This window comes from Lysinibacillus sp. fkY74-1 (assembly GCF_053165895.1).
This window is the reverse complement of record NZ_CP170173.1, coordinates 1,786,049-1,812,924: the sequence shown is the minus strand read 5'-3', so window position 1 is coordinate 1,812,924 and position 26,876 is coordinate 1,786,049. Positions and strand designations below refer to the sequence as shown.

The 26,876-nt window shown below is 40.3% G+C and carries 25 protein-coding genes and 2 pseudogenes; 3 read left to right on the top strand and 24 right to left on the bottom strand.

Annotated elements, in window-relative coordinates:
- Positions 1–57: 57 nt before the first annotated feature.
- The 11 genes from ptsP to ACE1MS_RS08510 form a co-directional block, all read right to left on the bottom strand.
- On the bottom strand, positions 58–1,770 hold the full coding sequence (gene ptsP, locus ACE1MS_RS08560; RefSeq protein ID WP_099805255.1) for a phosphoenolpyruvate--protein phosphotransferase: 1,713 nt from the start codon (positions 1,768–1,770) through the stop codon (positions 58–60).
- Positions 1,767–2,033 (bottom strand): HPr family phosphocarrier protein, encoded by a 267-nt coding sequence (locus ACE1MS_RS08555; RefSeq protein ID WP_099805256.1) that lies wholly within the window; start codon positions 2,031–2,033, stop codon positions 1,767–1,769. Before ACE1MS_RS08555 ends, ptsP begins: the two co-directional genes overlap by 4 nt.
- Complete coding sequence (locus tag ACE1MS_RS08550) at positions 2,030–2,782, bottom strand: glucosamine-6-phosphate deaminase (RefSeq protein ID WP_180276562.1); 753 nt, start codon at positions 2,780–2,782, stop codon at positions 2,030–2,032. Before ACE1MS_RS08550 ends, ACE1MS_RS08555 begins: the two co-directional genes overlap by 4 nt.
- Positions 2,760–3,470 (bottom strand): sugar isomerase domain-containing protein, encoded by a 711-nt coding sequence (locus tag ACE1MS_RS08545; protein WP_031419726.1) that lies wholly within the window; start codon positions 3,468–3,470, stop codon positions 2,760–2,762. Before ACE1MS_RS08545 ends, ACE1MS_RS08550 begins: the two co-directional genes overlap by 23 nt.
- 33 nt (positions 3,471–3,503) lie before the next feature.
- Positions 3,504–4,655 (bottom strand): N-acetylglucosamine-6-phosphate deacetylase, encoded by a 1,152-nt coding sequence (gene nagA / locus ACE1MS_RS08540; protein WP_036170285.1) that lies wholly within the window; start codon positions 4,653–4,655, stop codon positions 3,504–3,506.
- Positions 4,656–4,751: 96 nt separating this feature from the next.
- Positions 4,752–6,701, bottom strand: a complete 1,950-nt coding sequence (gene nagE, locus ACE1MS_RS08535; protein WP_036166379.1) for an N-acetylglucosamine-specific PTS transporter subunit IIBC — start codon at positions 6,699–6,701, stop codon at positions 4,752–4,754.
- 172 nt (positions 6,702–6,873) lie between these two features.
- Complete coding sequence (locus ACE1MS_RS08530; RefSeq protein WP_036161327.1) at positions 6,874–7,812, bottom strand: ABC transporter permease; 939 nt, start codon at positions 7,810–7,812, stop codon at positions 6,874–6,876.
- Positions 7,790–8,710, bottom strand: coding sequence for an ABC transporter ATP-binding protein (locus ACE1MS_RS08525; protein ID WP_012293992.1), 921 nt, complete (start codon positions 8,708–8,710; stop codon positions 7,790–7,792). Before ACE1MS_RS08525 ends, ACE1MS_RS08530 begins: the two co-directional genes overlap by 23 nt.
- A 43-nt stretch (positions 8,711–8,753) precedes the next feature.
- Positions 8,754–9,476, bottom strand: coding sequence for an ABC transporter ATP-binding protein (locus ACE1MS_RS08520; RefSeq protein WP_012293991.1), 723 nt, complete (start codon positions 9,474–9,476; stop codon positions 8,754–8,756).
- A 9-nt stretch (positions 9,477–9,485) separates the two neighbouring features.
- A complete protein-coding gene (locus tag ACE1MS_RS08515) occupies positions 9,486–9,842 on the bottom strand; it encodes a GntR family transcriptional regulator (protein ID WP_012293990.1) in 357 nt (118 codons plus the stop codon).
- Positions 9,839–10,618, bottom strand: a complete 780-nt coding sequence (locus ACE1MS_RS08510) for a hypothetical protein (protein WP_012293989.1) — start codon at positions 10,616–10,618, stop codon at positions 9,839–9,841. Before ACE1MS_RS08510 ends, ACE1MS_RS08515 begins: the two co-directional genes overlap by 4 nt.
- A 210-nt stretch (positions 10,619–10,828) precedes the next feature.
- Here ACE1MS_RS08510 and ACE1MS_RS08505 point away from each other — a divergent pair, with 210 nt between their 5' ends.
- Together ACE1MS_RS08505 and ACE1MS_RS08500 are read left to right on the top strand one after the other, a co-directional pair.
- Positions 10,829–10,981: a hypothetical protein gene (locus tag ACE1MS_RS08505; protein ID WP_227256802.1), complete on the top strand. Its 153-nt coding sequence runs from the start codon at positions 10,829–10,831 to the stop codon at positions 10,979–10,981.
- Positions 10,982–11,246: 265 nt separating this feature from the next.
- Positions 11,247–11,507: pseudogene (locus tag ACE1MS_RS08500) on the top strand (transposase); the annotation flags it as partial.
- A 198-nt stretch (positions 11,508–11,705) separates the two neighbouring features.
- Here ACE1MS_RS08500 and ACE1MS_RS08495 read toward each other — a convergent pair.
- The 4 genes and pseudogenes from ACE1MS_RS08495 to ACE1MS_RS08480 all read right to left on the bottom strand — a co-directional run bounded on the left by ACE1MS_RS08495 (position 11,706) and on the right by ACE1MS_RS08480 (position 17,327).
- Positions 11,706–13,256 carry a hydantoinase/oxoprolinase N-terminal domain-containing protein gene (locus ACE1MS_RS08495; protein ID WP_031419667.1) on the bottom strand — a complete coding sequence of 517 codons (1,551 nt, stop codon included), beginning with the start codon at positions 13,254–13,256 and terminating at the stop codon, positions 11,706–11,708.
- Entirely contained in the window at positions 13,249–14,352 is a 1,104-nt protein-coding gene (locus ACE1MS_RS08490) for a DUF917 domain-containing protein (RefSeq protein ID WP_012293985.1), read from the bottom strand. The genes ACE1MS_RS08495 and ACE1MS_RS08490 overlap by 8 nt, the downstream gene beginning before the upstream one ends.
- Positions 14,349–15,555: pseudogene (locus tag ACE1MS_RS08485) on the bottom strand (cytosine permease). Before ACE1MS_RS08485 ends, ACE1MS_RS08490 begins: the two are co-directional and overlap by 4 nt.
- Positions 15,556–15,746: 191 nt before the next feature.
- A complete protein-coding gene (locus ACE1MS_RS08480) occupies positions 15,747–17,327 on the bottom strand; it encodes a PucR family transcriptional regulator (protein ID WP_447402834.1) in 1,581 nt (526 codons plus the stop codon).
- 176 nt (positions 17,328–17,503) lie between these two features.
- Here ACE1MS_RS08480 and ACE1MS_RS08475 point away from each other — a divergent pair, with 176 nt between their 5' ends.
- The gene (locus ACE1MS_RS08475) at positions 17,504–18,358 is read left to right on the top strand and encodes a pentapeptide repeat-containing protein (protein ID WP_197224970.1); all 855 of its coding nucleotides are present in this window, start codon (positions 17,504–17,506) and stop codon (positions 18,356–18,358) included.
- 56 nt (positions 18,359–18,414) lie between these two features.
- Here ACE1MS_RS08475 and ACE1MS_RS08470 read toward each other — a convergent pair whose 3' ends face one another.
- From ACE1MS_RS08470 to ACE1MS_RS08430, 9 genes are all read right to left on the bottom strand, one after another.
- The gene (locus tag ACE1MS_RS08470; RefSeq protein WP_447402833.1) at positions 18,415–20,130 is read right to left on the bottom strand and encodes an FTR1 family protein; all 1,716 of its coding nucleotides are present in this window, start codon (positions 20,128–20,130) and stop codon (positions 18,415–18,417) included.
- A complete protein-coding gene (gene efeB / locus ACE1MS_RS08465) occupies positions 20,105–21,364 on the bottom strand; it encodes an iron uptake transporter deferrochelatase/peroxidase subunit (RefSeq protein WP_031419662.1) in 1,260 nt (419 codons plus the stop codon). The genes ACE1MS_RS08470 and efeB overlap by 26 nt, the downstream gene beginning before the upstream one ends.
- 6 nt (positions 21,365–21,370) lie before the next feature.
- Positions 21,371–22,240 carry an iron uptake system protein EfeO gene (gene efeO, locus ACE1MS_RS08460; protein ID WP_012293979.1) on the bottom strand — a complete coding sequence of 290 codons (870 nt, stop codon included), beginning with the start codon at positions 22,238–22,240 and terminating at the stop codon, positions 21,371–21,373.
- A gap of 162 nt (positions 22,241–22,402) precedes the next feature.
- Positions 22,403–23,605, bottom strand: coding sequence for an MFS transporter (locus ACE1MS_RS08455; protein ID WP_099805950.1), 1,203 nt, complete (start codon positions 23,603–23,605; stop codon positions 22,403–22,405).
- Positions 23,606–23,618: 13 nt separating this feature from the next.
- Positions 23,619–24,038, bottom strand: a complete 420-nt coding sequence (locus ACE1MS_RS08450) for a MarR family winged helix-turn-helix transcriptional regulator (RefSeq protein ID WP_012293977.1) — start codon at positions 24,036–24,038, stop codon at positions 23,619–23,621.
- A 390-nt stretch (positions 24,039–24,428) separates the two neighbouring features.
- Positions 24,429–24,650, bottom strand: coding sequence for a hypothetical protein (locus ACE1MS_RS08445; protein ID WP_447402832.1), 222 nt, complete (start codon positions 24,648–24,650; stop codon positions 24,429–24,431).
- 689 nt (positions 24,651–25,339) lie between these two features.
- Complete coding sequence (locus ACE1MS_RS08440) at positions 25,340–25,540, bottom strand: hypothetical protein (RefSeq protein ID WP_447402831.1); 201 nt, start codon at positions 25,538–25,540, stop codon at positions 25,340–25,342.
- Positions 25,541–25,708: 168 nt separating this feature from the next.
- Entirely contained in the window at positions 25,709–25,837 is a 129-nt protein-coding gene (locus tag ACE1MS_RS08435) for a hypothetical protein (protein WP_258858685.1), read from the bottom strand.
- A 62-nt stretch (positions 25,838–25,899) separates the two neighbouring features.
- Positions 25,900–26,841: a nuclease-related domain-containing protein gene (locus tag ACE1MS_RS08430; RefSeq protein ID WP_012293976.1), complete on the bottom strand. Its 942-nt coding sequence runs from the start codon at positions 26,839–26,841 to the stop codon at positions 25,900–25,902.
- Between the last annotated feature and the right edge of the window lie 35 nt (positions 26,842–26,876).

Here is a 26,876-nt window from a genome sequence, read left to right as displayed (position 1 = left end):
ATTTTTTTGAGCTCATCTACAGCCTGAACCATTTACCACGTGTAGCTAATAGAAAAGTTATTTCACCGCTTGCTTTACTTTTTCCATAACCTCTTCAGCTGTTGCTACTTGTAACGCCTCAGTCGCTAAAGCTTGCATGTCCTTAACAGACAGGCGCTTCAATAAAGAGCGTGTTTTCAAAATGGATGTTGCGCTCATTGAAAATTCATCTAAGCCTAAGCCAAGCAATAAAGGAACTGCTAGCTCGTCGCCTGCCATCTCTCCGCACATCCCTACCCATTTCTGTTCTTGATGGGCGGCATGAATGACCATTTGAATCAAGCGTAAAATAGCTGGATTATAAGGCTGATATAAATAAGATACTTTTTCATTCATACGATCTGCAGCCATTGTATATTGAATTAAATCATTCGTTCCAATGGAGAAAAAGTCTACTTCCTTCGCAAAAACATTAGCCATCACTGCTGTAGCAGGAATTTCAACCATCATACCAATTTCAATGTCAGCACTTACTTCCTCCCCCGCTGCTTTTAGCTTTTCTTGCTCTTCTAACAAAATCGCTTTGGCATCACGGAACTCTTGAATAGTCGCTATCATCGGGAACATAATTTTGAGGTTTCCATATACAGATGCTCGCAGTAGAGCGCGCAATTGCGTACGGAATAATTCCTGTTGCTCTAAGCATAGACGAATGGCACGATGACCAAGGAATGGATTCATTTCCTCCTGTAGCGGTAAATAGGGCAAATGTTTGTCTCCACCAATATCTAATGTGCGAATGACTACTGGCTTCCCCTGCATTCCCTCAAGAACCGTTTGATAAGCCGTAAATTGCTCATCCTCAGATGGCAGGTTTTCTCTGCCCATATATAAAAACTCTGTACGATATAGGCCAATTCCTTCAGCCCCATGGCGCAATACGCCCTCCAAATCGCCTGGAGAGCCAATATTAGCGGCTAGCTCTACATGTACACCGTCTTTGGACACCGTTTGTTCGTTTACTAAGGTCGACCATTCCGCTTGTTGAGTATGATAGCTTTGGGCTTTTTCTTGATAGCTAACGATCACATCAGCCGTTGGATTGACAAACACTTGACCGGATAAACCATCCACGATTAATATATCTCCATCTTGAATCGTAGTCGTTGCTACACCAGCTCCAACTACTGCTGGAATCTCTAATGAACGTGCCATAATGGCTGAATGAGAGGTGCGCCCCCCAATATCCGTAATAAAGCCTAGGACAAAGTTACGATCCAATTGAGCTGTCTCTGAAGGAGTCAAATCATTAGCTACAATAATCACCTGTTCACTAATACTACTTGGGTTAGGAATATGTACACCGAGTAAATGTGCTAAAATGCGGTTGGTCACATCTTTAATATCTGAAGCACGTGCACTCATGTATTCATCATCCATACTTTCAAATAACGCCACAAACATTGATGAAACTTCATGTAAGGCAAATTCTGCATTGACTCCTTCATCAGCTATTTTTTGATTGATAGGCCCAATTAATTCTGGGTCCTTCACCACTAATAAATGCGCTTCAAAGATGGCTGCTTCCTCGGCACTGAATTTTTTTAATGTTTGCTGTTTGATGGCCTCTAGCTCTTGCTCCGTTTTGGCAAGGGCAGCGGCTAAACGTTGCTGCTCCGCCTGAACATCTTGAACCGTTGTTTGGCTAAATGTTAAATTCGGCTGTACAAACCGATACGCTTTAGCAATGGCAATGCCGTCTGAAGCGGCAATACCAGCGAGATGTGTCATTGTGCAAGCCCCATTTCTGTCAGTAATGTTGCTAATGCCTCAAATGCTTGCTCTTCGTCTTCCCCCTCTACATATAGTGTAAATTGAGAACCTTGCTTTAAAGCTAATCCCATTACGCCAAGAATTGATTTTAAATTCGCTGCTTTTTCTTCAGTACGCACTTCAATTGCGGAAGCGAATGGTGTAGCTTTTGCCACAAGCTGGCTTGCTGGACGTGCATGAATTCCTAACGGATCGATTACTGTAAATTGTTGTGTTTTCATGATTTATTCTCCTCTACTTGTAAATCTGTTAAAATGATGACATTTGGATGTTTGGTTAAAGCACTTGCTGGAATTTCCTCTGTATAATCAGAGGCCAGCACACGCTCTAATACTTCACGCTTAGTTTCTCCCACTGCAATTAACAAAATGCATTTTGCACGCATAATAGATTGAATCCCCATAGTGAACGCTTGCGTGGGCACTTCATTAATCGATGAAAAGAAGCGAGCATTGGCTTGACGAGTCGATTCTTCCAATGTTACAAGATGTGTCAAGGACTCAAATGGCGTACCTGGTTCATTGAAGCCAATATGGCCATTTTGTCCGATACCAAGCAATTGAAAGTCTAAGGAATGTTGTTGTAATAGCGCTTCATAGCGAGCTGCTTCCTCTAAAGGATTCGTCGCTAAGCCATTTGGTAAATAAGAAGCTTGGAATGGTTTTTCGTGAAATAAATGCTGATGCATGTAATAGGCATAGCTTTGCTCATGGTTAGCTTCAAGCCCTACATATTCATCCAAATTAAAGCTGATGCAATTCGAAAAATCAATATCTGTTTTACAGATTTTAGCATACAACGGTTCCATCGTTCCACCAGTAGCTAGCCCGAACGTTGTGGACCCATTATTTTTAGCAGCCGCAATGATGGCAACGGCTCGTGCATATAAATCTTCTTTTGAATTAAATCTTTCTATGTTCACCACATATCCTCCTTTTCCTAAGGTCTTAAAAATGAATACGCTGACCATATTGATCAATGAGCTCATCATTATTGGTGTTCCCTAAGTTACTGCTAGCAAACACGGGTAAGCTGGCGCCTTGTTCATGCAGAATTTCAATAATTTGAGCGCATAGAGCATTTAGTAGCGCTGCCCCTAATACGGTGGATACAGGTCCATATTGGAACTCATCAACTGTTAAAACCCCATCCCCTAGTGGTACATGCGTATTTAAAACATCATCCACGATATCCTCTAAACGTTGACCTGAGGGATGGCGTGATGGCTGCTGTTGATAGGCCAATGATTGTAGTGATATCGTATGCGCACCTGCTTCTTTTGCGTAAATCGCCATATCAATTGGTACTGGATTGTTGGCAGAGGTTGAAATGATGATACAAACATCTTTGTCATCAAACTGTAGCTCATCCTTATAGGGAGCTAAAAATGCTTGCTTCTTTTCATTTTGTGAAGATTGCCGGGCTCCCTGATGTAGCATTAAGGATTCAATGTGTATCGGTTTGACTGGAACTAAGCCGCCAGCCCTGAAATAACATTCTTGTGCTAATAACATGGAATGACCTGAACCAAATAACTGGATAATGCCTCCCTGTACTAGACGTTTAACGATTAACTGAGCTACACGGTTAATTTGTTCACTTTCTTGTTGTGCCACCATTGTTAAATAGCGATTGACTTGTTGAAAATAGGTATTCATCATCTATCACCTTTTCATTTCAAACATTTCTTCCTAATTGTTTGTCTGCACCCTGATCCGGCCAGCTTTAATCGTTTGATGGAGCAGCAAGTGTTCATCTACAATCACTGCATCCGCATCATACCCTTCTGTAAGCTGCCCTTTGTTCGTTAATTTTAATTGCTGGGCAGCATTATAGCTGGACATTTTCACAAGCTCCTCCAATGTACAGTTGGTAATCTGACGCATATTTCGTACTGCTTGATCCATTGTTAAAATACTACCTGCCAATGAACCGTTCGATAAATGTGCGCCTGATTCTGTCACATGCACCAATTGGCCACCTAAATCATATTCACCGTAGGGCATACCCTTCGCTCGCATCGCATCCGTTATTAAAATAATGCCGTCTGCCCCCTTCAAGCGATAAGCCATTTCCACAGCTCCTTCATGCATATGAATAAAATCAACAATTAGTTCAGCCTTTATGGCATCTACTAGCAAAACACCACCAACCACACCTGGATCACGATGATGGAATGGACGCATTTGATTGTATAAATGAGTCCCCTGTGATGCACCTAATTGAACAGCTTCCTGCATTTGCTCAAATGTAGCGTCGGAATGACCAATTGATACAATAACGCCACTTTCAGAAAGGCTTTGGACAGCTGCCATTCCATTAGGTTCCTCCGGTGCCAGCGTAATTTGTTTAATTTTTTGACCACTTAATGCTTGCCATTTTTTAATGACTTCCACATCTGGCTGGACAATATAATCAAGTGGCTGAGCTCCTGCACGCTGCTTCGATACGAAAGGTCCCTCAATATGCAGACCAAGTACTTCCGCTTCATCTGACTTTGGCTGAAATTGTGCCACATTGACGATGGCCCGTTCGATTTTGTCAAAGCTTTGGGTCATCGTAGTGGCTAAAAAGCTGGTTGTACCCTCTTTTAATAGTGATTGGGCCATGATATGTAACCCTTCATCAGATGCATCCATCGTATCCATTTGGGCAGACCCGTGAATATGCATGTCAATAAATCCTGGCAATAAAAACTTTCCTGAACCCTCTAATTGATCAACGCCCTGCGCGTGAATATGCTGGGCAATCTGAGCAATTTTGCCGTCCTTCATCCACACATCCATCTGTTCATCTCGACCACTCGCATTGACCACTGTGATGTTCCGAATTATTAAACTCAAGAAAAACATCTCCTCTTCTTGAACAAGGGCTGTTGAAAAGGTATCCATTTGCAATATGATTGCCTATGTTCCCTCTGCACACAGCCCCATGACTTGTTACTTTTTCAATGAAATAATATTGGTAGCGCCTGCTCTTTGGAAACTTGATTTTTCTAACGTAATCTCTTGCCCCATTAGGCTAGTGAAAACGACAGGGGTAATAATGGAAGGCACTTGTTCCTTTATTTTTGTGATGTCTGCTTTTAATAATGCCTCTCCACGTTTAATTGTTTGACCATCTGATACAAGCATGTCAAAGCCCTCACCATTCAGTGTTACAGTATCTAAACCGACATGAATTAATAATTCTACACCAGTTTCAGATTTTAAACCGATCGCATGCTTCGTTGGGAAAATCATCACCACTTGACCGTCAAACGGTGCATAAACAGTTCCATCTGTTGGACGAATCCCAAAACCAGGACCCATCAGGCCAGCAGAGAATGCTTCATCCGGTACTTCTGATAACGGTAATAAATCCCCTGTCATTGGCATTTCAAAATCATGGAAAGTTGTTGTTGCGTCACTTTTTACTTCTGCTGTCGCTACAGGCTGTTCCGTCAGCAACTGGGCATTAGCAGGTGCTGGGTTGCCTTTTTGCAGACGTTCTTTCATAGCCTCCGCTAAAAACTCAACAGATGTTCCAATAATTACTTGTACATTGGTTTTACTAATACGCATAACACCTCGCGCACCTGTTTGCTTCAATGTTTTCTCATCCACGACACTGGCATCCTGTACGGACATACGTAAACGAGTCGTGCAGTAATCCACTTGCTGAATATTCTCTTTACCACCTAATGCTTCAATTGTGTAGTAGGCACGTACATCAATATCATCTGAAATGGCTGAATTTGATTCCCCATCCTCTTCCTCATCATCTTCACGTCCTGGTGTCTTTAAGTCCAGTTTTTTAATCAAGAAATAAAAGACGACAAAATATATGGCCCCAAAGCCTAAACCTAATGGTAGAAGCATTAATGGTTTATCGGCCAAACCTAAGTTTAGCAAGTAGTCAATTAACCCTGCTGAGAATCCAAAGCCATCACGGAACCCAACCATATAGGCAACTGCAAGGGAAATACCTGTTAATACTGCATGGATACCATAAAGAACAGGTGATAAGAACATGAATGAAAATTCAATCGGCTCCGTCACACCTGTTAAAAAGGCTGTTAAAGCGATAGATACGAACATTCCACCCACAATCGGTCGTTTTTCTTTTTTCGCTGTGAAATACATCGCAAGACAAGCTGCTGGTAAACCGAACATCATTATTGGGAAGAAACCAGCTTGGAAATGTCCAGCTGTTGGATCGCCTGCTAAGAAACGATGGATATCCCCTTTCACAATTTCACCCGCGGCATTCGTAAATTCACCGAAATCAAACCAAATAACCGTATTGATTACATGGTGAAGACCAACTGGTATTAATAGACGGTTGAAGAAACCATACATCCCAACGCCAAGTGATCCTGCACCGATCATCCAATTGCCGACAGCATCAATACCGCCCTGAATTGGTCCCCAAGCAATGGCTAAAATGCTCCCTAAAATCGCCATAGTGATGGACGTGATAATTGGTACAAACCGCCGTCCACCAAAGAATGATAACCATTCTGGAAATTTCACATTATAATATTTGTTATACAGTAAGCCTGCCGTAATACCGGCAATAATACCACCAAACACACCCATATTTAATTCTTCATTAACCGTCCCTAAAACGGCTACTAATACGAGGTGAGCAATCGCACCTGCAAGAGCTGCTCCCCCACTGCTATCATGTGCTAACCCCATCGCAATACCAATCGCAAAAATAATAGGTAAATTGCCTAGTATAGCATTCCCAGAAGCGGCCATAATACTAGCAATGTACTGAATGGCTTCATTCGGCACTGCTCCAAGCATATCCCCAGAACCTAAACGCAAAAGCAAGGCTGCTGCCGGTAATGTTGCGATTGGAAACATAAGTGACTTACCGATTTTTTGTAAGAAAGCAAACATTCTTTATCCCCCTTTGGTATAGTTGTCTAGACCACTTTTATGAAAAAAAAGCGTTTTCATTAAGTTGCTATTATTATAGGCGCAATTTGAAAAAAAATAAATACTTTTTTAATAATTCTTGATGTAAAAAAACGTACCCTAATAAAGCATTAGGGCACAGTTCTTCTTTAAATTATGCAGTAACGTCTCGTTTCATAAAGGATGTATAACTAATCACTAGGAAAATTACAGCATAAATAGCTAATACAGTTAGCGAGAATGGCATTGTCATATCTGGAACCATTAACATATCTTTTTCATACTGAGTTAAATCTGCATGTGTTAGCCAAATGTATTTGACAATGTCGTATCTACTTAAGAACATAATGATCATGCCACCTGTAAATGACAGGAACATCGTTAAGCCGATTGCTAATGAGCTCGAACGGAATACTGAACCAACTAAAAAGGCAAATAATGTAGACATAACAAAATCACCGCCAGATAATAGATAATGGTAGGCTAAATCATTCCATACTGCCTTTTCAGCCACCTGACCATTAACAATCTCTAATTCCACACCTGAGCCTACACCAAATAATACTAAACCTACAATTGCACTCACAACTACATTTACAGCAACTAAAAACAAACCGAATAAGAAGGTCGTCAATAATTTAGACGTTAACACCTTCGCACGGGACATAGGACGAGTCAACAGCATTTTAATAGTACCTGTTGAAAATTCGCTGGAGACAATACTTGCGGCAGTAATCACCGTAAATAAAGTGACAAGTGTTAGCATATTGCTTGTAAAGGACATAAAGCTTGCAAGGCTGCTATCTTCTTGACTCGGCGCATCATGGGCTAATCGGTACTCCGAAATAGCAATTCGCTCTTCAAAAAATGCTTTGTCTTCCTCGGATATGTCCTCCTCTGCCAGCATTGCCTTATTATTTTGGATAGACTGCTGCTCTATCTCCTGCCATGATCCCTCATCTGATGATTTACCCTCATAATATTTCATGATGCCGCCAGGAACTAGAATGACAAGGACAAGCATAGCGACCATTGCCCACGTCCCTTTTTTATGCCATAATTTCATCCATTCATTTTGAATTAGCTTCAGCAATTTGTCCGCCTCCAGTCATTTCTAAGAATTGATCCTCTAATGTTTTCTGATGTGGCTGTACGGCAAATAGTTGCATACCTGCTTGCACAAGCCCTAATGTCAATGCAGGAACATCCTCTTTCTTCAATTCAATTACATAGCCTTGTTTCATTACCTCAAACTTGTAATCATGTTGTGCCAGATGGGCAGAAACCTGCTCTTGTGGCTGTGCTTCCACATAGTAAAACGACGTGCTTTCATTATGAATTTCACGAATGTCGATTAGCTTCCCATTTTGAATGACGGCCACTCGATCACACATTAGCTCAATTTCAGATAATAAGTGACTGGATACAAAAACCGACACGTTATCTTCTGCCGCAATTTTGCGAAGGTACATACGGAATTCGCGAATACCAGCTGGGTCTAAACCATTCGTTGGTTCATCTAATATTAGAAATTTTGGTCGATGTAATAGCGCCTGAGCAAGCCCTAGTCGTTGACGCATACCAAGAGAATACGTTGCAACCTTTTCATGGATACGATTTTCTAGACCAACCTGTTTAACGACCTCCATGATTCGTTCCTTTGAAACATTTTTATGCATACGTGCAAAATGCAATAAATTTTTATAGCCCGACATAAATTTATACATTTCTGGATTTTCGACAATCACACCAACCTTGCTAATCGCTTCCTCATAATGCTCCTGTAGCGATAGTCCATCAATGATGACCTTGCCCTCTGTTGGATGCATAAGGCCCGTCATCATACGAATCGTTGTTGTTTTCCCTGCCCCATTGGGTCCTAAAAAACCTGTAATTTGTCCTGGATATAAATCAATGTTTAATTGTTGTATTAATTGCTTTCCACGAATGGTTTTCGATAGATTTTGCAATTGAACAATTGGTTCTGTCATATTTATTCACCCTTTCTTTTTAGTTACGCCTGAGCCTTTATCGTTAAAAGTGTTGGCGATCGTTATCATTGGAAGAATGACCATAAAAACCTTTCATCCATTGAACCGCATCTTTATTGGTCACATCACGCAATGTCTCTACGTCTTCATAAGCTGTGATAGAGCCAGCTTTTAATAAAATAATTTGATCTAAAATAGGTTCAACCTCATATAATTCATGCGTAGACAGCAAAATCGTTTGATTTTCAATGTCCGTAAATTGAATTAAACCTTTAATGAGCTGCTCTCGCACAATGGGGTCTAGCCCAGCAAATGGTTCATCCATTAAATAATAAGGAACTTCTCGGCCCAGTGTAGCAGCCATTTTCATACGTCCACGATTCCCTTTTGATAATTGACGTAGCTTCTTATTTTTATCCACCTGTAAAAATTCAGCTACTATACATGCCTTATCATAGGAAAAGTCTTCAAATTGAGAAGCGTAGTGCTGAAAGAGCTGTTCCCCCGTATAATAATCAAAAAACAAATCAGTATCTGGTAAATAAGCAATTTGATCCGCACTTCGTCGAGTAATTGGTTGACCATTCAATACCACTTCACCAGTTGAGGAGCGTAATAAGCCAGCTAAAACTTTGAGAAGTGTAGATTTACCACTACCATTTTCCCCAACGAGCCCAATGATCTGTCCAATAGGAAAGGAAAAGGATAAATCCTGTAAAATGGGCTTATTCTTATACTGAAAAGACACATTTAATAGCTGTAACATTCCTTCACCTCATGCTTTATTTTTTAATACAACGAGCATTTCTTCTTTGGAAAATCCCAACGCCTCGATAGATGTTAAAAAACTTTCGGCTAACTTATTTTTCATATCATCTCGTAATCCTTCGATGCGTTCCTCATTAGTCGTAATAAAAGTACCCTGTCCTCGTTTGGTTTCCGTTATATTCATTGCCTCTAACTCCTTATAGACTCGTTGCACCGTATTAACATTGACACCCGTTTCGACTGCATATTCCCTTACAGAGGGCAGTCGATCTCCAAGCAATATCTGCCCCTTTAAAATGTCCCCGCATATCCGATCGACAAGCTGACTATAAATTGGTTTATCACGTGAAAAATCCATCGTCATCGTAATACCACCTTTTCAAGCCACTTGGATGCCGTTAAAAAAAGCAGTACGATGAGTAAAATAGAAGCTACTTCTTCAACAACATAAATAGAGCCCAGCCTCCATTCCATCGTTGTCGTTGCTTTTACTTTGGGTAAAAACGGTTCTAATTTGCTTAACGAAATGGCGCCACGGTGGAAAACCGTGTCATAAAACTGACTCTCCGTTATTCGTACCCAAGCCGATGTGGTAAGTCCAAAAGCAACCATCGTCAATACAATGGAAAAACGCCCAATCACATGCTTCAATTGCAAGTAAAAAGCTAAAAAGAACAACAGTAAAACAAATAACATAAATTGGAAAATAGTTAACGCAATCACAATTCCTATTAAAACGAATACGATTTGTCCAATATTTGCGATAAACTCTTCTTTTATATTAAAGATGGCAATACCCACAAAGAGCGTATTAAAAAGCGCATAGCCTATGAGCGAACAGACCATCTTTGCTCCTACTAGCTTTGTGATGGAACTAGTGGAATGGAGCCAGCTTTCCTTAGCTTTAATATCCAAACGCATACTCGCTAAAAATTGTAAAACAGAATAAAATCCACCTACAAAAAGGACAAGAAGCGTAAAGGCAAATGCTAGCTGATTTTCTTTAGGGAAGAGATCAACAAATTGATGTAATCCATAGGGAACGATCCAAGAAAACATAATTCCCGCAAATATCCCCATTAAAAACCATGAGCGGTAAAGTACCCATTCTTTTTTTAAAAGTCCTACAAAACTTTTCATGCTCAACACCTCGTGTCATAGTGTACTAGTCAGATATTACACTATGACTTCTTTATTTTCAAGTACCAAATACAAGAAAAAGGAAATGAGAGCCTCGTTTGATTAAAATGAAACATTTAACTTGTATAGCATGAGCTCTCTTCAGGTATCAATAAAGTCTAAAACAGAATACATTGCGAGGACACAAAGACAACAAAAGGCGGAACCAAAATGGAAAAAATGGTGCTATTTTACTACTATATTGAGTTTACAAATAGAGGGGGCATTCAAGGGCAAAAATTCCGACTCGGTATTGAAGGAGATGACATATCCGAAGTTAGCCCAATATATTGTAGAGGATATGAGATTGCTAATGGTTGGTAGAGTAGTCAAACTCAAAAAATTTGAGAGTTTGCCTACAGTCTTTTTTCTTTTACAATAAAATAAAGTAAAGCCGTTGATTTCCACTACCGGCGGATGCTTTCCGCGGGCGGGGTCGAGCTGCTTCCCTCGCCTCGCTCAGTCCAGGATCTCGACTTTCCCGCTTATCCCGCAGGAGTCGCCGCCCATCGTTCCCATCAACTTCTACATAAAGTACTTACTTTATCTACATAGAGTGTTGAAAAGTAAATTTTTGAGGTGATAAACGATGATGACGAAGAATCCATCCAATGAACGAGAACAATTAGAAATGTTAACGATTGATCCATTAGTTCCCAACAATCATTTAGTGCGAAAACTAGAGGCTGCTATTGATTTTTTATTTATCTATCCTTTAGTCGAACAGCTCTATTTACCTAATGGGCGTCCTAGTACTGATCCTGTTGTTCTCTTTAAAATGACGTTTATTCAGTACGTTTTTGGTATTCAATCCATGCAGGCGATGCTTACTTTTGCTGCCATGAATTTAAAGAAACTAGCTAATTGGACGTGGCAGACAGCTTAAGAGAGCATTTATGCTCGAAGAGTATGTTGGATACAGCAATGATTTACCAAATATTGAAAATGAAAGAGAAAGAAAAATGACAAAAGCCATCGAGAATACATTTCTCCATGACTTTTGTCTACAGTCTGAGAAGAGCCCTTTTTACGACTCTTCTTTTCATCGCTACACCATTTTGCCTACTACTTTTACTTTTAATCTTGTTGCGTTTTCTGGATGATACGCTAATGGTGTTTCTTCCACTTCAACCAATTCGATTGTTTCCGCAAGGGCACCTGCTAATACAGCTTGTTTTACTGCTTTATTTTGTGCATCCTCTAAAGATTCCTCCCGAGGTTCTTTAGAATAAATATAAATTTGCTCGTATTGCCCACTAATTTGTGCAATGGATGCTCCAATCGCATTTGCCACACCGCCAAACTCTGATTTAACAATAGTAGAAACACCTTGAATTTTTTCTGGCACAATAATACTACCACCGCCCACTAAAACAAGCGATACATCCTCTGATGATGTTTTCATTTTATCAATGGCTTGTTCTAGTAATGAAGAAATTTCTTCTTGAACGGCTTTAGCGAATGCTTCATCAATATGTGCCACTAAATTTCGATCTCCTACTTCTGCAAGACCTAAACGGACGGCAATATCTGTGGTTGTCATAGTTGACCCACCAAATACTAATGCCTCTTCACTAATTTTATAACCGACACTATCGGGGCCAACGGTAATTTTATTTTCCTTCACTCGAACGATACTACCACCACCTAGCCCGACTGAAATAATGTCAGGCATTCTAAAGTTGGTGCGGATGTCCCCTACCTCCACTGCGACTGAAGATTCTCGGGGGAATCCATCTTGTAACACGCCAATATCCGAAGTCGTACCACCTACATCTAATACCATTGTATTTTGAATTTGTGATAAATACGAAGCCCCTCTTATACTATTAGTAGGCCCACAAGCAATCGTCAAGATTGGGAATTGCTTTGCATAGTCGATGGACATTAATGTTCCGTCATTCTGACATAGGTACACGTCTACATTGAAAATACCCTCCGCTTGAAGTGCCTGAATAAAGCCCTGTGTTGTCGTCTCAATGACCTTGCATAAAGCGGCATTTAAAATCGTTGCATTTTCACGTTCAATTAAGCCTACAGAGCCAATTAACGATGAGCAAGAAACCGGGAAATCTTCCCCATAGATCGCTCGAATCCAGTCACGAACCTGCAATTCTTGATCATTTTTAATAGATGAAAAGACACCTACAATGGCAATTGATTCTACTTGGTCACGCCACTCTTCTAAGAGCTTTGTAATCTCTGCGTGATTAAGCGCACTCAATAGCTGGCCATCGTATTCATAGCCTCCATGTGCGATTGCATAATTCCCTGATAATTTATCAATCATATCGGAAGGCCAAGCTGTATAAGGTAGCACCGAGGCTGTAGCTGGATAACCTAGTCGAATAACACCAACCCTTGCTAGCTTTTTACGCTCAACAATGGCATTGGTGCATTGTGTTGTCCCTAGCATGGCATGTGTAATTTTCGTTTTATCAATGTTTGCACCTTGTAATAATTGCTGCAATGATTGTTCAATACCTGATTTAATATCTAAACTTGTCGGTGACTTCACACTATAAATTAGCTGACTATTATAATCTAAAAGAATAGCATCTGTATTGGTTCCACCTACGTCAATTCCAATCTTATACATGTTCAGCTACCCCCTTTTTCACCAATTCTTCAATTGGCACGAAATCATAATTATAGCCAAAGTATTTTGGTCCTGCAGTTTCTATCCCTTTTGCTGTGCGCCATTTTTCATGTGATGGTAAACCAATTACGCGCACACGTTTGCCATATTTTAAACTTTCTGTCGTCACAGGCAACAAGGTTTCAAAATCGACTAAACAAATCAGGTCTGGTGTCATCGCAACAACTTGATCGTTCTTTTCTGCCAGTAAATTTTCATTTTGGAAATGAACCTTCATCTGACCCTCTTTATAGCCATCAATTCCTTCTAGAAGCATTTTCCCTAAGTTAAAGCCACCCTTCGTTTCGCGAATTACATCGACAATTTTCCCTTGAAATAGCTCGTACCCTGCAATGAGCTTTAAAAGGCTTGCAAGCTTATCGTTCACCTCTTGATCTTTAGAGGCAATAATTTCACCGATTTTTTCAGAAAGTGTCACAATATGATGCACACCACTTTTCTTTAGTTGAGCACCAGTTGTTGGATACAGGCTCACCAAAGAGCTAGCGCCCATTTCAACAGTAGCGGCGCGGGCGATACGCTCTGTCCATTTATTATCAATCGTTTCAAAAATGCCGATATTGCCTTTTTCATCTGTGATGGCCATAGGCGTTGCGGAAATACCATCTAAGTTAAACGTCACCATTTGCAGCTCTGGGAATGCCCGCCCCATACCATCGCAATCAATCAAAGGTAAACCTAGCTGTGCAGCCACCACAATTGGAATCATTGAATTGACCCCACCCGCTTCCATCGGGTATGTACCGGCAATTTTATCTTTCCCTAAATACTGCGCAAGCTTTTGGAAAACTTTTACAAATTCATCACCACGAGGAAATTTCTCGACTAAAACTGATGGTGCTCCCATCATAGCTGCGGGAATGAAAAAATCCTCATCTTCAATTTCCTCCACGGAATACAGCCTAACAGGACCATTTTTTTCAATGGCAGAAAGCGCCATTAATTTCCCAATATACGGATCTCCGCCACCACCTGTTCCTAAAAATGCTGCACCTATAGCTATATGTTCAATAGCCGCTTGATCTAAATATCTCATCTATGTTCCTCCAATATGGCAGTTTTTTGTACGGATACACGATACCCAATATAATAAATAAGAAATGAAATAATAATGCCGATCATCGGTTGATTAGGTAATGTCGGCAATCCAGGAACGAAAGAGAATACAACGGGCATACAGGCAATCACTGCCCCTACTAGCCAAGAAAACACCCCTAAGCGATTAACGCCTTCTACCTCAGCCCAGCTATCTTTATGTCCTTTATGGATAACCCAATAAGAAGCAATCATGACACCTGCAACAGGTGGAATCATCGCGGATAGAATGGACATAATCGGTGTGAAGTAATTTAAAATCCCTACGACTGCTAAAATCGTACCGATTGTCCCAGCAACAAAAATCGCCATTCTCTTTGTTTTTTGCTACGTCAAATACATTAATTAAGGCAATACCGCCTGAAATTGCATTGACCAAATTGGTTTTCCAAGTGGCTAAAATTAAGCCAACCCCGCCGATAAATGGTGTAGCAATATGCAAAAAGACTGCGGTAATGTCACTTGTTTGATAAGCAATTGTTAAAATAGCTCCTACGCCAATCATTAACACTCCAGCAGGAATAATTCCTAACGTAGCGGCCTTGAAAACATCCGAACGTTTTTTGGAATATTGCGAATAATCACCCGCTATGACTGCCCCTAATGCGAATGAACCAATGGTCACTGCTAAACCATCCATAAAACTCATATTTCCTTGTGGCTCATAAGCACGAATGAACTCAAGCTGCTCCCCTGTTAATGTTTGGACTAAACCATATACACAAATAATGACTAATAATGGGACAGCAATATAGCTTAATATACGTAATACCTTCATGCCATATATAGCAGAGACCACCATGACCATACCACTTATGAACGATGCTAGAGGAACCGATATATTCAAGTGATAGATGGCTAGCAAATTCGCTAAGGCAACCCCACAAACATTAGCCTGAATACCAAACCACCCTAAGCAAGCAATTGCTAGGATAATAGATAAAATCGTACGAGAGCCTTTTTTCCCAAACACTTGCCCAGCGACATGGACAGTCGGCCTACCTAAATCACTACTTTGCATTCCTTGTAATACCATAATGAAGACGACGATTGCGTAGCCTACAAATGCTACAGCCAGTGCCTTCGATAAGCTCATACTTGTAATGAGTGTATTTCCTACCAATAAACTAGGAATACATATCATGGCACCACCCCAAATAATCCCTAAGCTATACCATGATTGAACATTGTTGTCATTTCTCAAGCGACTCCCTCCTTATACTTAGTTGATGGATGAATGTTTTTAATTATAAAGAAAGCATAGAAGGGAGTCTTTTGCCTAAATAAAAAAAATAATCTGAAATTTTGTTCAAAATAACAAAATTTCAGATTATTTTAATTATTAATTAATCGATAGAGCATGCAAGCCATATACACATCATAAAATTCGGCGTAAATAGTTACATCTGTGCCAATCAGCTCGCTAATTTTTTTGATACGATATTTCACCGTATTTTTATGAATATAAAGTAGTTCCGCACAGCGCTCCATACTTGCATTTGCATCTAATAAAAAGGTAATCAATGTCTGTAATGTATCATGATCATGTAAGATGGGTTCAATGACCGATAAATATTCCTCAATCATTTCTTCCCCTTGCTTACTTACAGCAATAGCTCGTTTCATGGAACGAACCTCAGCTGCCGTAAATAATTTTCGCATGGGGTATATCGTGTGGGCTTTATCCCCTACCTGATTGACTAACTGATACATCTGACGAACGGCCTTCGTGTTTTTCATTTTGGGTGCATAGACGATTTCTGCGATTTGTCCAGCATAATTGGTAGTTTCATTAAATTCGACAGTAATTTCAAACTCATGGTGCTTGTACAAGCAATTTCCGAGTAGCACAATTATACAGTGGTCAATAAATTGAATGACTCTTGTTTGATAATATTTAGACAACTGCTCTTCTAGCTCATCTCGAACCTTTTTTTCATCCGCTAAATCATGCATATATACTAACCACATCATTTGAATAGCAGAAACATCAATATGCAGGAGATTGGCTAATCTTCTCATTTTTTCACTTTCATCATTGATGATTGCTTTGACCAGGGCATATTCGCTGACCTCATCATGCTTGTCTCCCCATAAATTAATGGCGACTTGGACAACCTCACTCACCTTTTCAATTGTCTTGACAGGTAAATCGGTATTTTCCTTTATAAGGAATAAAAAGAGAGGCTCCCCATTTTTTTGATGCACTCTTTTATAGTCAATCACACATGAGATGTCACTTTGTTTTAACTCAAATTTACCTGTTTCACGAAAAACTTGTGATTGTGAGCATTCATGGATAGCGTAGACCACATCTAATGATGAATTTCTTGGCCACATGACTTGATTGATAATATCCAAATGACTATTGGTTAGCAGAATATTGGCTTTCAAGCGATCTGATAGCATTTTCAATGTAATTTCCACACTTCTTAAATGCTCAGGCAATAAGGATACCTTCTCTAAGGTTTCTTTAACGAAATGGTCATTAACACCCTGATTACTAACAATCGCTTCCATAACTTCATAAATAACTTCATTATAACGGAGAGAATAATCATTTTTGGGCATACAGATAATTATAAACCCTTGAGATTCGGCTAAGGCAAGCACTTCCTCTGGTATATGTGGCAACACAATACCCACATAATATAAGATAAGGCCCAGCTCTCCTAAATCGTGTAAATGCTGAATTGTCTCACATTGCTGTTCCACACTATCTCGAATGGAATAAAAGGAGCTAATCACCAGCTCTTCTGCATACCATTCCTCTTGCACACGATTAATAATTTTCGAATAAAAATCAACATTCGATACTTCTAAAACAGATAAAGAAGAGACCGTGCGATGCAGATTATCTCGACCTGTTAAAACCTCTGCCCCGCGAAAGGAAGGCAATTGCAATAAATCTTTCACCGTTACCCCATGTTCAACCACCACTACTTTTCTAAATTTTCTATACAACGTCTTGTGAAGAAGAATAACATAATCACACCTGTCTTTCAAAATATGGTTATCTGCATATTTCATAACCTAATATGCCCGTGCTAAAATAATAGCAAAGTTCATGAGGGAAGAGAGGGAAAAAAAGGATGTCTAATCGAACAATTAGAGACACATCGTTTGGCATGACAATTCGAGAAAGCTTACAGGCAGATTGCCCAAGCTGCTTTGGATTATGTTGTACAGCATTAAATATAGTCGCTTCCAGTGATTTTGCCATGCATAAACCAGCAGGCAAGCCATGCTCCAATTTAACAGAGGACTATAGCTGTCAAATTCATAGCAAGCTAAGGATGAGCGGCTATAAAGGCTGTACTGTATTTGATTGCTTAGGTGCCGGTCAGCACGTTTCCCAAGTGACATTTAAAGGGCAAGATTGGCGCCAATCACGAGAACTTGCTGACAAAATGTTTCAAGTGTTTCCAATTATGGAACAGCTATATGAAATGATTGCTTATGTAGCGGAAGCTCTATCCTATCAAATTGACAGTATGCTCCATGAACAGCTCCTCGTTCAATTAGAACAGCTACAGCAGGCAGCGGAACTTGACGCTAATGGTTTATTGGCACTGGACATGATGGCTATTCGTATGCCAGTAAATGCTCTTCTTTTAAAAACTAGCGAACAAATGCGACAACATCTTGTAAAGGGGAAAGCTTCTCTCAAATTGAATCAGCGCGGCGCTGATTGGATAGGTAAAAATTTTCAGGGTAAAGATTTGCGAGCTACTGATTTAAGAGGTGGCTATTTAATTGCTGCCAATTTACAAGGAGCCAATTTACAAGGGGTAGATTTCATTGGGGCCGATCTGCGTGATACCAATTTACGTGGTGCTGATCTATCGACAAGTTTATTTTTAACACAAATGCAAATCAACGCCGCACAGGGTGATAACACTACCAAACTACCTTCTTATATTAAACGTCCAGCACACTGGCAGTAAAAAAGGATGCCTCCATCGAGACATCCCTTAAGGCCATAAGCGTTTGTGAAAGACGTTCAGGCTTGCTTCTTTTTATAAATGATGGTTGCCACGATTAAAATTAATAATATGGCTTGGCCAATCATTGTTTCCACGGTTGGATAGAAACCTATCATGCTTATGACAGGTAAGCCATCGACAATTGTTGTAGAAATCTTATTAGTCAGCTGTAATGTATGCAGACTGACACCGATAATCTTAAAGGCTAATACATAAATGAGCCATGTTGCTACGGCAAAGAATTTATGAATAGGAATTTTCCCACTTGCCTTAAACAACACAATGGCAAGCAAGGCAAGGATAATGAGTGCAACTACAATCCCAAGGATAAACTGAGAAGTCGCCATTTTCGGTGCAATACCCGCGTAAAAAACAAGCGTTTCTGCCCCTTCTCGGAAAACAGATAAGAAGCTAATCGCTGCCATGGCAAAAATAGAGCCACTGGAAATAGCATTGCCCATTTGCTTCGAAATATAGCGATTCCAACTGACCACACTTGATTTACTATGCAGCCATATACCTACACCAATCATCATCGCAGCGGCCAGTAAGCCTACATAGCCTTCCATTAATTCACGATTCGTATCAATTGTAGCCGAGTTTAAAATTGTTGACATAAGAACTGCGGCAACGGCTGATAACAAAACACCCACAAATGCTCCAATATAAATCCATTTCCGCATTTTCTTTTGCCCTGACTTATTAAGAAACGATACAAGAGCTAATATAATGAGTAAAGCCTCTAGCCCTTCTCGTAATAATATTAACGCTGCATCCCAAAGCGTATAATCCGAATCTCCTTGAATCAATTCGATTTCTGTACGGAATGTATTTAATTTTTTTGTAATTGCTTCTTGATCGACAGAGAATTTTAATAAATCACTTGCGATAATAGGCATATCACTTTCAATTTTAGTATAAAGACTACCATTACGAGTTGAGATTTCTATTTCAACACGTGGCCAAATCATGATAAATTCTCGAACCTTATTAGAGGCTGCCTTATAATCACCGTCATCTACAAAGTCCATCGCCTCATCAATATAAGCAATTAATGTAGCTAATGAATAGTCACCTTCTACCGCTTCTGCTGTTTCTTTACCCGCTATAAAATCTGTAATCGTTTGTTGTAAATCTGCAAATTGAGTTTTCAATAACGCGATATCAGGCTCTTCAGCAGAAATAGAGATTCGTAGAAATGCCATCTGTGTTTCGATTTGTCCATACATGGCAATACTTTGCTCACGTACGGGGCGCTCACTTTTGTTCCACTTGAGATTAAAATCCTTATAAGCTTCGTCAATTGCCTGAGCATCCTCACTAGCTAAAGCTTTTTCAAAGTCTGCCAAAATCGGCTTCATCTTTTGCCCAAACTCCGCTCGCTGTGCAGCCTCATCTACTGGATTTTCCAGTTTTTCTAGGGCTCGTAAAGCATTCGACAGGGCAGACAGCGCCTCTAATCGGTCATCCTTTGATGTGGCCTCTGTTGCTTGGGCAAGGATGTCATCAACCTTAGCTTTCGCCTCTTTTTGTTCTGAAGAAACCTTAGCCCAATCTGTGGCAAACTGTTCAAGAGCCTGTTTAGCCTCTGTCTCTTTATCCTGCTTTGTATTTATTAATGCATCACTAATTGCAATATATAAATGACTATAGGATTGCGCAGCTTGCACAGGTAAAGCTAAAGTCAGAAATAAAGCAATAACGATACTACAGCGCGTTAAAAAGTGCTTCACCTAAATAACTCCCCTTTTGTACACCAGGGAAGCAAGCAAACACTGCACTGCCTCGATGGGTAATATACTCATTCATTTTATCCATACGTCCCAAGCTATTTTGAATCGTTGTAAATTGGGCAGGGTCCTTTTGAAATGAAATAAAGATAAGTCCTGCATCATGAGTGCCTGTATTCGACATCACACCAGATGCATAGGAATACGATCTCCGCAAAATACGAGCTCCTGCTTTACGGGCCAAATGAACATGTGATGTATCAGGCATAATATAATTCCCTTTATCATCCTTCGCCTCTACATCAAAATCATCAAATTCCTTAGTTTTACCCATCGGTGCCCCACTATCACGGTAACGACCAAATGTAGCTTCTTGATCTTTTAAAGATGTACGATCCCATGTTTCAAGATGCATTTGAACTTTACGTGCAACTAAATAAGAGCCGCCTTTTAGCCAACCTTTATCCACCCAAACAACTTTTTTTAAATCCTTTTCATCTGTAATGGATGGATTCACTGTGCCGTCCTTGAATGCAAAAAGATTTCGGGGGGTCCCACCACCTGCTGGGAACGAGTTAAAGCCTGACTGTGACCATTTAATCTCCACTTTCCCAGATGCTGCACGCACTAAATTACGGACCGCATGGAATGCCACCTGTGGATCATCTGCACAGGCCTGAATACACAAATCACCACCTGTATATTCTTTCTGTAGCTGATCTTTTGGGAAATGTGGTAAATCCTTTAACTCCGCTGGCTTTAAATGCTGCATACCAAGCTTATCGAATAAGGAAGCACCCACACCAATAGTAATTGATAAATTGGCAGCATCTAAGCCCTCTGCCTCACCGGTATCACCAGTCGGTACTCTCGTATTCGATGAAATATCAGCCATTAATTCACCATTCATTAAACGCACAACAAGAGGTGTCCATTGCTGGAATAACTCTTGCAGTTCCTTCTTCGATGTCACTAACACATTTAAAGAAGCAAAATAAATATTCGTTTGTACAGGTGTTACAATACCTGACTGATGGGTGCCGTAGAAATTGACCTTATTGCTTGCCGTAGTACTGTCAGCCACAGGCTCAAAAACATCATAGCCCATTGCTTTCATTACACCACCTAAACCAGAGGCACCAATGGCAACACCTGCCACCCCAATGCCTGTCAGTTTCAACATATCACGTCTAGAGATTTTTTTATTCATCCATTTTTCTTCATTTGATGCTGTCATTTATGTTCACTCCAAAATGATTCCCATTTGACTTAATGGTTCTCCAAGCTGATTCACCGCTGCCGCAAGCGCTTTTGTGTTGTCCTCTGTTAATTCCTCGTAGGAAATATAACCACCATCGGCAGTGGCATGCTGTGCTAATAAATCGTCCACCGCTTTGAATTTTTCATCAAGCGCTGTGACTAATTTTGAATCTTTCGCTTCTAATTTTGAACGTAAAATTTCAAAGATTTTTTCAGCACCTTCAATGTTCGCTTTAAAATCATACAGGTCTGTATGGGAGTAAATTTCTTCCTCACCTGTAATTTTAGATGTTGACACTTCATTTAATAAATCAACTGCACCCGTTATCATTAAATCAGGAGTCACTTCAACTGTTTGTACGAGGGCATGTAATTCCTTCGCATCTGCCAGAAGCTGATCAGCCACTACCTCATAGCCCTTTGTTGTATTTTCTTCCCAAAGCGCATACTCAAGCTTATGATAGCCTGACCATTCTTCTTCACCTTTTCCTTCTTCCTGTATATCAGCTAAACGACCATCAATACGTGGATCTAGGTCGCCAAAGCTTTCTGCAATGGGTTCAGAACGCTCAAAATACATACGTGCTGGTGCATACGCAGCTTTTGCTCCTTCAATATCTCCAGCCTTAACAAGATTGACAAATTTCTCTGTTTCTAGTAAAAATTGATCCATTTGCTCTAATGCAAATTGTTGATAGGCTGCTAGTTCAGAAGATAAATCAACCTCTTGTGCAGCTTTATCTGATTGCTCTGTTTCTGGCTTATCTTCTTTTTTTGTATCTTCTGTATTACCACAGCCTGCCATTAGAATGCCTCCTGCTACTAATACAGACAATAATGATTTGTTTTTCATACTTCGTACCTACTCCCGATTTTGTTTTATATTGTGATGATAATGATTATCATCCTCTAATGCAAGATAATTTTTTTTAAAAAGAAAAAAACGTCATTTTTAAGTTGTTTTTTATAAACAACTAGAAAAAAGACGTTTTTTCCACAATATAATGATTCTAATCTACAAAATTTTTACTTGTTTCATTTTTTCATATTTACCATGTAAGAAATAATAAAGCACAATGGATAATAAAATGACAAAGACCATCGCAAAGAATATGGCACTGTAGCCCGCTGAAGGCACAAATAATCCTAAGAAATAAGGCCCGACACCCAATCCTAAATCATAAAAAATAAAGTAAGTAGATGTCGCAAGTCCTAAACGTTCATTCGGCGTTACCTTAATAGCAACAGCCTGTGCAACAGAGTTGAAGTTACCATAGCCAATACCTATACATGCTGCAGCAATTAAAAAAGCAATGGTTGTTGACGCTGAACTAAATGCATACATACCAATAGCAAAAATCACCAAACATGGATAAATAATAATATTAGCACCTCGTGTATCTAGTAATTTCCCAGTAAATGGGCGTGTAGCTAAAATGACAATAGCATAGATGATGAAAAAGTAACTGCCTGCTGATACTAAATCAAGCTCCTTCGCATAAAACGTCATAAAGGACATAACACCCGAATACGCAAAACCAATTACCAGTGCAACAAAGGCAATCGGTACAGCACGCAATTCAATGAAATTCGTCATCTTAAAGCCAGCCTTCACAGCTGCATCCACTGCCTTCTTCGGCGCATCTGGGACTGTTACGATAAAATACATGAAAAAGCAGATAATAGCTAAAACGGAATCAACAGCAAAAATCATGCGATAATCCTCAAATAGCTGTGTTAATAAAATACCGACAAAAGGTCCAATAGCTGTAGCCAAAATCGCACTTAAGCTATAATAACCAATCCCTTCCCCGCGTCGCTCAGGTGGTAAAATCTGTGCAATAATCGTCCCCGTCGCTGTACTCGCTACTCCAAGGGCAATCCCCTGTATTAAACGATTCAGCATAAGTAACGGTAAATTTCCTGCTATAAAATAGGACATCGTTGACAACATAAATAAAAGTAATCCGCAGAATAATGTTTTCTTGCTTCCCCAATCCCCAATAATACGGCCCGTTCCAAGACGCCCTAATAATGTTCCAATAATAAAAATACTCGATACAAGACCGGCTGTACTTGTAGACGCATTAAAATGTTCCACTGCATAAGCAGCAATCGTAACCATTAATAAATAAAAGATTAACGTAATGGTAAAATTTATGAGAGAGACAATTAAAAAGTCCTTTGTCCATAGTTTCTTTCTTGCTGTTACTTCCACGTTACTCGCTCTCCTATTGATTAATATTCATACAAATTCTTTCAAAAACCTGTGTCGCAATTTCGATATCTTGCTGAGGTACACCTGCCAGTGCATGCTCAAAAAATGGCTTCAAGTGAGCTTTAATCTCCTGCACAAGCTCCTCCCCATACGCCGATAAATACACAAGCTTTTCTCGCTTATCCTTGCCCACCATCGTTTCCACATAGCCTAGCTCCACAAGCTTATGTACAAGCTTCGTCACACTCGGCTTCTCAATAGACATAAAATTCGCGATATCAACAAAGGAATGCGGACCCTTATCCTTTAATAAACGAAGAACTGCCCACTGTGAGCTATATAACTGATACGGTTCAAGTTGCACATTTAGCTTATTAATAAAAGGCCTATACATTAAACGATACTGATTAAAAAACTCCTGCTCAATTGTCACAAGATCACTTCTTCCTTTTATATTAGTTAGCCTAGCTAACTATAAACCTAAAATCTCTATTTGTCTAGTCGGGATATCACATCTATAAAATAAGGGTAATTTGGGTGCATTTGTTATTTTTATATAGCACTTGATTAAGTGGTGAATTTTTTTTGGAAGGAGAAGGAGAAATAATGAAAAAGGGAATAATTTCAGGCATGGTATTTATGTCAATTTTATTAGTCGGCTGTAATGGAGAAGAGAAAGGTGGACAAGGAGTAGAAAGCGAGCAGGAGTATCCGTCACTTCTTGCGATTCCCTTATTTTCGCCTCTCCACCCGCGCCTTCTTCATGCGTATCCATCACTTTTCATTGTCTATCCGTCACTTTTTCCGTTTTATCCATCACTTTTCACTCTCTATCCGTCACTTTTTCCGTTCTATCCGTCACTTTCCTCACTCTATCCGTCACTCTTTGCGATTCCCTCATTTTCGCCTCTCTACCCGCGCCTTCTTCATGCGTATCCATCACTTTTCGCTCTCTATCCGCCACTTTTTCCGTTCTATCCGCCACTTTTTCCGTTCTATCCGTCACATTCCTCACTCTATCCGTCACTCTTTGCGATTCCCTCATTTTCGCCTCTCCACCCGCGCCTTCTTCATGCGTATCCATCACTTTTCATTGTCTATCCGTCACTTTTTCCGTTTTATCCATCACTTTTCACTCTCTATCCGTCACTTTTTCCGTTTTATCCGTCACTTTCCTCACTCTATCCGTTACTCTTTGCGATTCCCTCATTTTCGCCTCTCCACCCGCGCCTTCTTCATGCGTATCCATCACTTTTCACTCTCTATCCGTCACTTTTTCCGTTCTATCCGTCACTTTACTCCCTCTATCCGTCACTCTTTGCGATTCCCTCATTTTCGCCTCTCCACCCGCGCCTTCTTCATGCGTATCCATCACTTTTCATTGTCTATCCATCCCTTTTTCCGTTCTATCCGTCACTTTCCTCTCTCTATCCGTCACTCTTTGCGATTCCCTCATTTTCGCCTCCCCACCCGCGCCTTCTTCATGCGTATCCATCACTTTTCACTCTCTATCCGTCACTTTTTCCGTTCTATCCGTCACTTTCCTCACTCTATCCGTCACTCTTTGCGATTCCCTCATTTTCGCCTCCCCACCCGCGCCTTCTTCATGCGTATCCATCACTTTTCACTCTCTATCCGTCACTTTTCCTTTTCTATCCGTCACTTTCCTCCCTCTATCCGTCACTTCATTTTCGCCTCCCCACCCGCGCCTTCTTCATGCGTATCCATCACTTTTCACTCTCTATCCGTCACTTTTTCCGTTTTATCCGTCACTTTCCTCACTCTATCCGTTACTCTTTGCGATTCCCTCATTTTCGCCTCCCCACCCGCGCCTTCTTCATGCGTATCCATCACTTTTCGCTCTCTATCCATCACTTTTTCCGTTCTATCCGTCACTTTCCTCACTCTATCCGTCACTCTTTGCGATTCCCTCATTTTCGCCTCCCCACCCGCGCCTTCTTCATGCGTATCCATCACTTTTCATTGTCTATCCATCACTTTTTCCGTTCTATCCGTCACTTTCCTCACTCTTTCCGTCACTCTTTGCGATTCCCTCATTTTCGCCTCTCCACCCGCGCCTTCTTCATGCGTATCCATCACTTTTCACTCTCTATCCGTCACTTTTCCTTTTCTATCCGTCACTTTCCTCCCTCTATCCGTCACTTCTTTCCCTCTATCCGTCACTCTTTGCGATTCTCTCACTCTATCCGTCACTCTTGATGTTCCGCTCACTTTGCCTCACTATCTCCCCACAAAAAAACTACAACTCAGTCTGGCTGAATTGTAGTTCGTTTCTATTCCATGATCCAATACTGTCTATGTTTCTTTATTCCGTCTGCTTTTAATGGGAGCTGCTGTAGTAGCTTGTAGGCGACGTTTGGGGAATCGATGGCAAAGAATTCGCGGAAGCTTTTATTGGTGAGCTTTGGACCTACTAATAATCGATAATCTTCGAGGGCTTTTTTCAATGCATCCTGGTCGACCCATTTACAGCGAGGGCAATGCCATTTTTTATAATGGTAGTTCATTGGCTGACCATTCGCACAATGGGGACATAGAACCCCCTTTACCATCTCCTCAAGAGGTACCTTCACCTCTCTTTTTATTGTGCTATGCAGGGACATGAGGTGCATAGCAAATCGAAAGAGGTTTTCATTCTCTACTGGTTGATGCAGGTCGAACCATTTTTGTAAATGTGTACGTAATCCGGTTACATGAAATATTGGCTGTCCATGAAAACCTTCTGATAAAATTCCATTTTTTGTTGCAAGCACGACTGCATGCAAAACAGGCAATTGAAATTTTTCTTGATGTAACAGTTTTTTCATCCATCCTACATGTCGTTCAAGTTGAAGAAATGGATCAGTCATTCCCTCTACCTTGCCTTCTGAGGTCATCCGTGTCAATTGTGCAAAGGAGGTATCATATGAGAGAACGCCTGTTATATTTTTGATTTCTACAATCAGTAAAAAGTGTGGACATAGAAAAATGGTGTCCATTTGGTGAGTAGAGCCGAAGTTATTCATCGTTTGAAAATCATGGAGAAAATAATAGGGGGTAGGAAGGTCTATCTCAAGCCACTCTGCATCTACACGCTGTTCGCCTGCGTGTCCAGCCTTTAAACGTCTTAAGTTTTCATCATAATTCGAGTACTCCTGGTGAGAGTTTGAGAGTCTTCGAACAATGGCTTCTAGTGTCTTCTGTGTTTCCGATATTCGACGTGCTAATAGAATCATTTATTCACCTCCTGTCTTGATTATATAAAAAAAGA

Coding starts and splice junctions, on each gene's coding strand:
- ACE1MS_RS08550 (WP_180276562.1), bottom strand. CDS start 2,782: ATGGTCAGCGTATTCATTTTTAAGACCTTAGGAAAAGGAGGATATGTG.
- nagE (WP_036166379.1), bottom strand. CDS start 6,701: ATGTTTGCTTTCTTACAAAAAATCGGTAAGTCACTTATGTTTCCAATC.
- ACE1MS_RS08505 (WP_227256802.1), top strand. CDS start 10,829: ATGGAAAAAATGGTGCTATTTTACTACTATATTGAGTTTACAAATAGA.
- ACE1MS_RS08510 (WP_012293989.1), bottom strand. CDS start 10,618: ATGAAAAGTTTTGTAGGACTTTTAAAAAAAGAATGGGTACTTTACCGC.
- ACE1MS_RS08430 (WP_012293976.1), bottom strand. CDS start 26,841: ATGATTCTATTAGCACGTCGAATATCGGAAACACAGAAGACACTAGAA.
- ACE1MS_RS08545 (WP_031419726.1), bottom strand. CDS start 3,470: ATGAATACCTATTTTCAACAAGTCAATCGCTATTTAACAATGGTGGCA.
- ACE1MS_RS08555 (WP_099805256.1), bottom strand. CDS start 2,033: ATGAAAACACAACAATTTACAGTAATCGATCCGTTAGGAATTCATGCA.
- ACE1MS_RS08495 (WP_031419667.1), bottom strand. CDS start 13,256: ATGTATAAGATTGGAATTGACGTAGGTGGAACCAATACAGATGCTATT.
- efeO (WP_012293979.1), bottom strand. CDS start 22,240: ATGAAAAACAAATCATTATTGTCTGTATTAGTAGCAGGAGGCATTCTA.
- efeB (WP_031419662.1), bottom strand. CDS start 21,364: ATGACAGCATCAAATGAAGAAAAATGGATGAATAAAAAAATCTCTAGA.
- ACE1MS_RS08515 (WP_012293990.1), bottom strand. CDS start 9,842: ATGACGATGGATTTTTCACGTGATAAACCAATTTATAGTCAGCTTGTC.
- ACE1MS_RS08490 (WP_012293985.1), bottom strand. CDS start 14,352: ATGAGATATTTAGATCAAGCGGCTATTGAACATATAGCTATAGGTGCA.
- ACE1MS_RS08475 (WP_197224970.1), top strand. CDS start 17,504: ATGTCTAATCGAACAATTAGAGACACATCGTTTGGCATGACAATTCGA.
- ACE1MS_RS08525 (WP_012293992.1), bottom strand. CDS start 8,710: ATGACAGAACCAATTGTTCAATTGCAAAATCTATCGAAAACCATTCGT.
- ACE1MS_RS08440 (WP_447402831.1), bottom strand. CDS start 25,540: ATGAGGGAATCGCAAAGAGTGACGGATAGAGTGAGGAAAGTGACGGAT.
- ptsP (WP_099805255.1), bottom strand. CDS start 1,770: ATGACACATCTCGCTGGTATTGCCGCTTCAGACGGCATTGCCATTGCT.
- ACE1MS_RS08520 (WP_012293991.1), bottom strand. CDS start 9,476: ATGTTACAGCTATTAAATGTGTCTTTTCAGTATAAGAATAAGCCCATT.
- ACE1MS_RS08445 (WP_447402832.1), bottom strand. CDS start 24,650: ATGAGGGAATCGCAAAGAGTGACGGATAGAGTGAGGAATGTGACGGAT.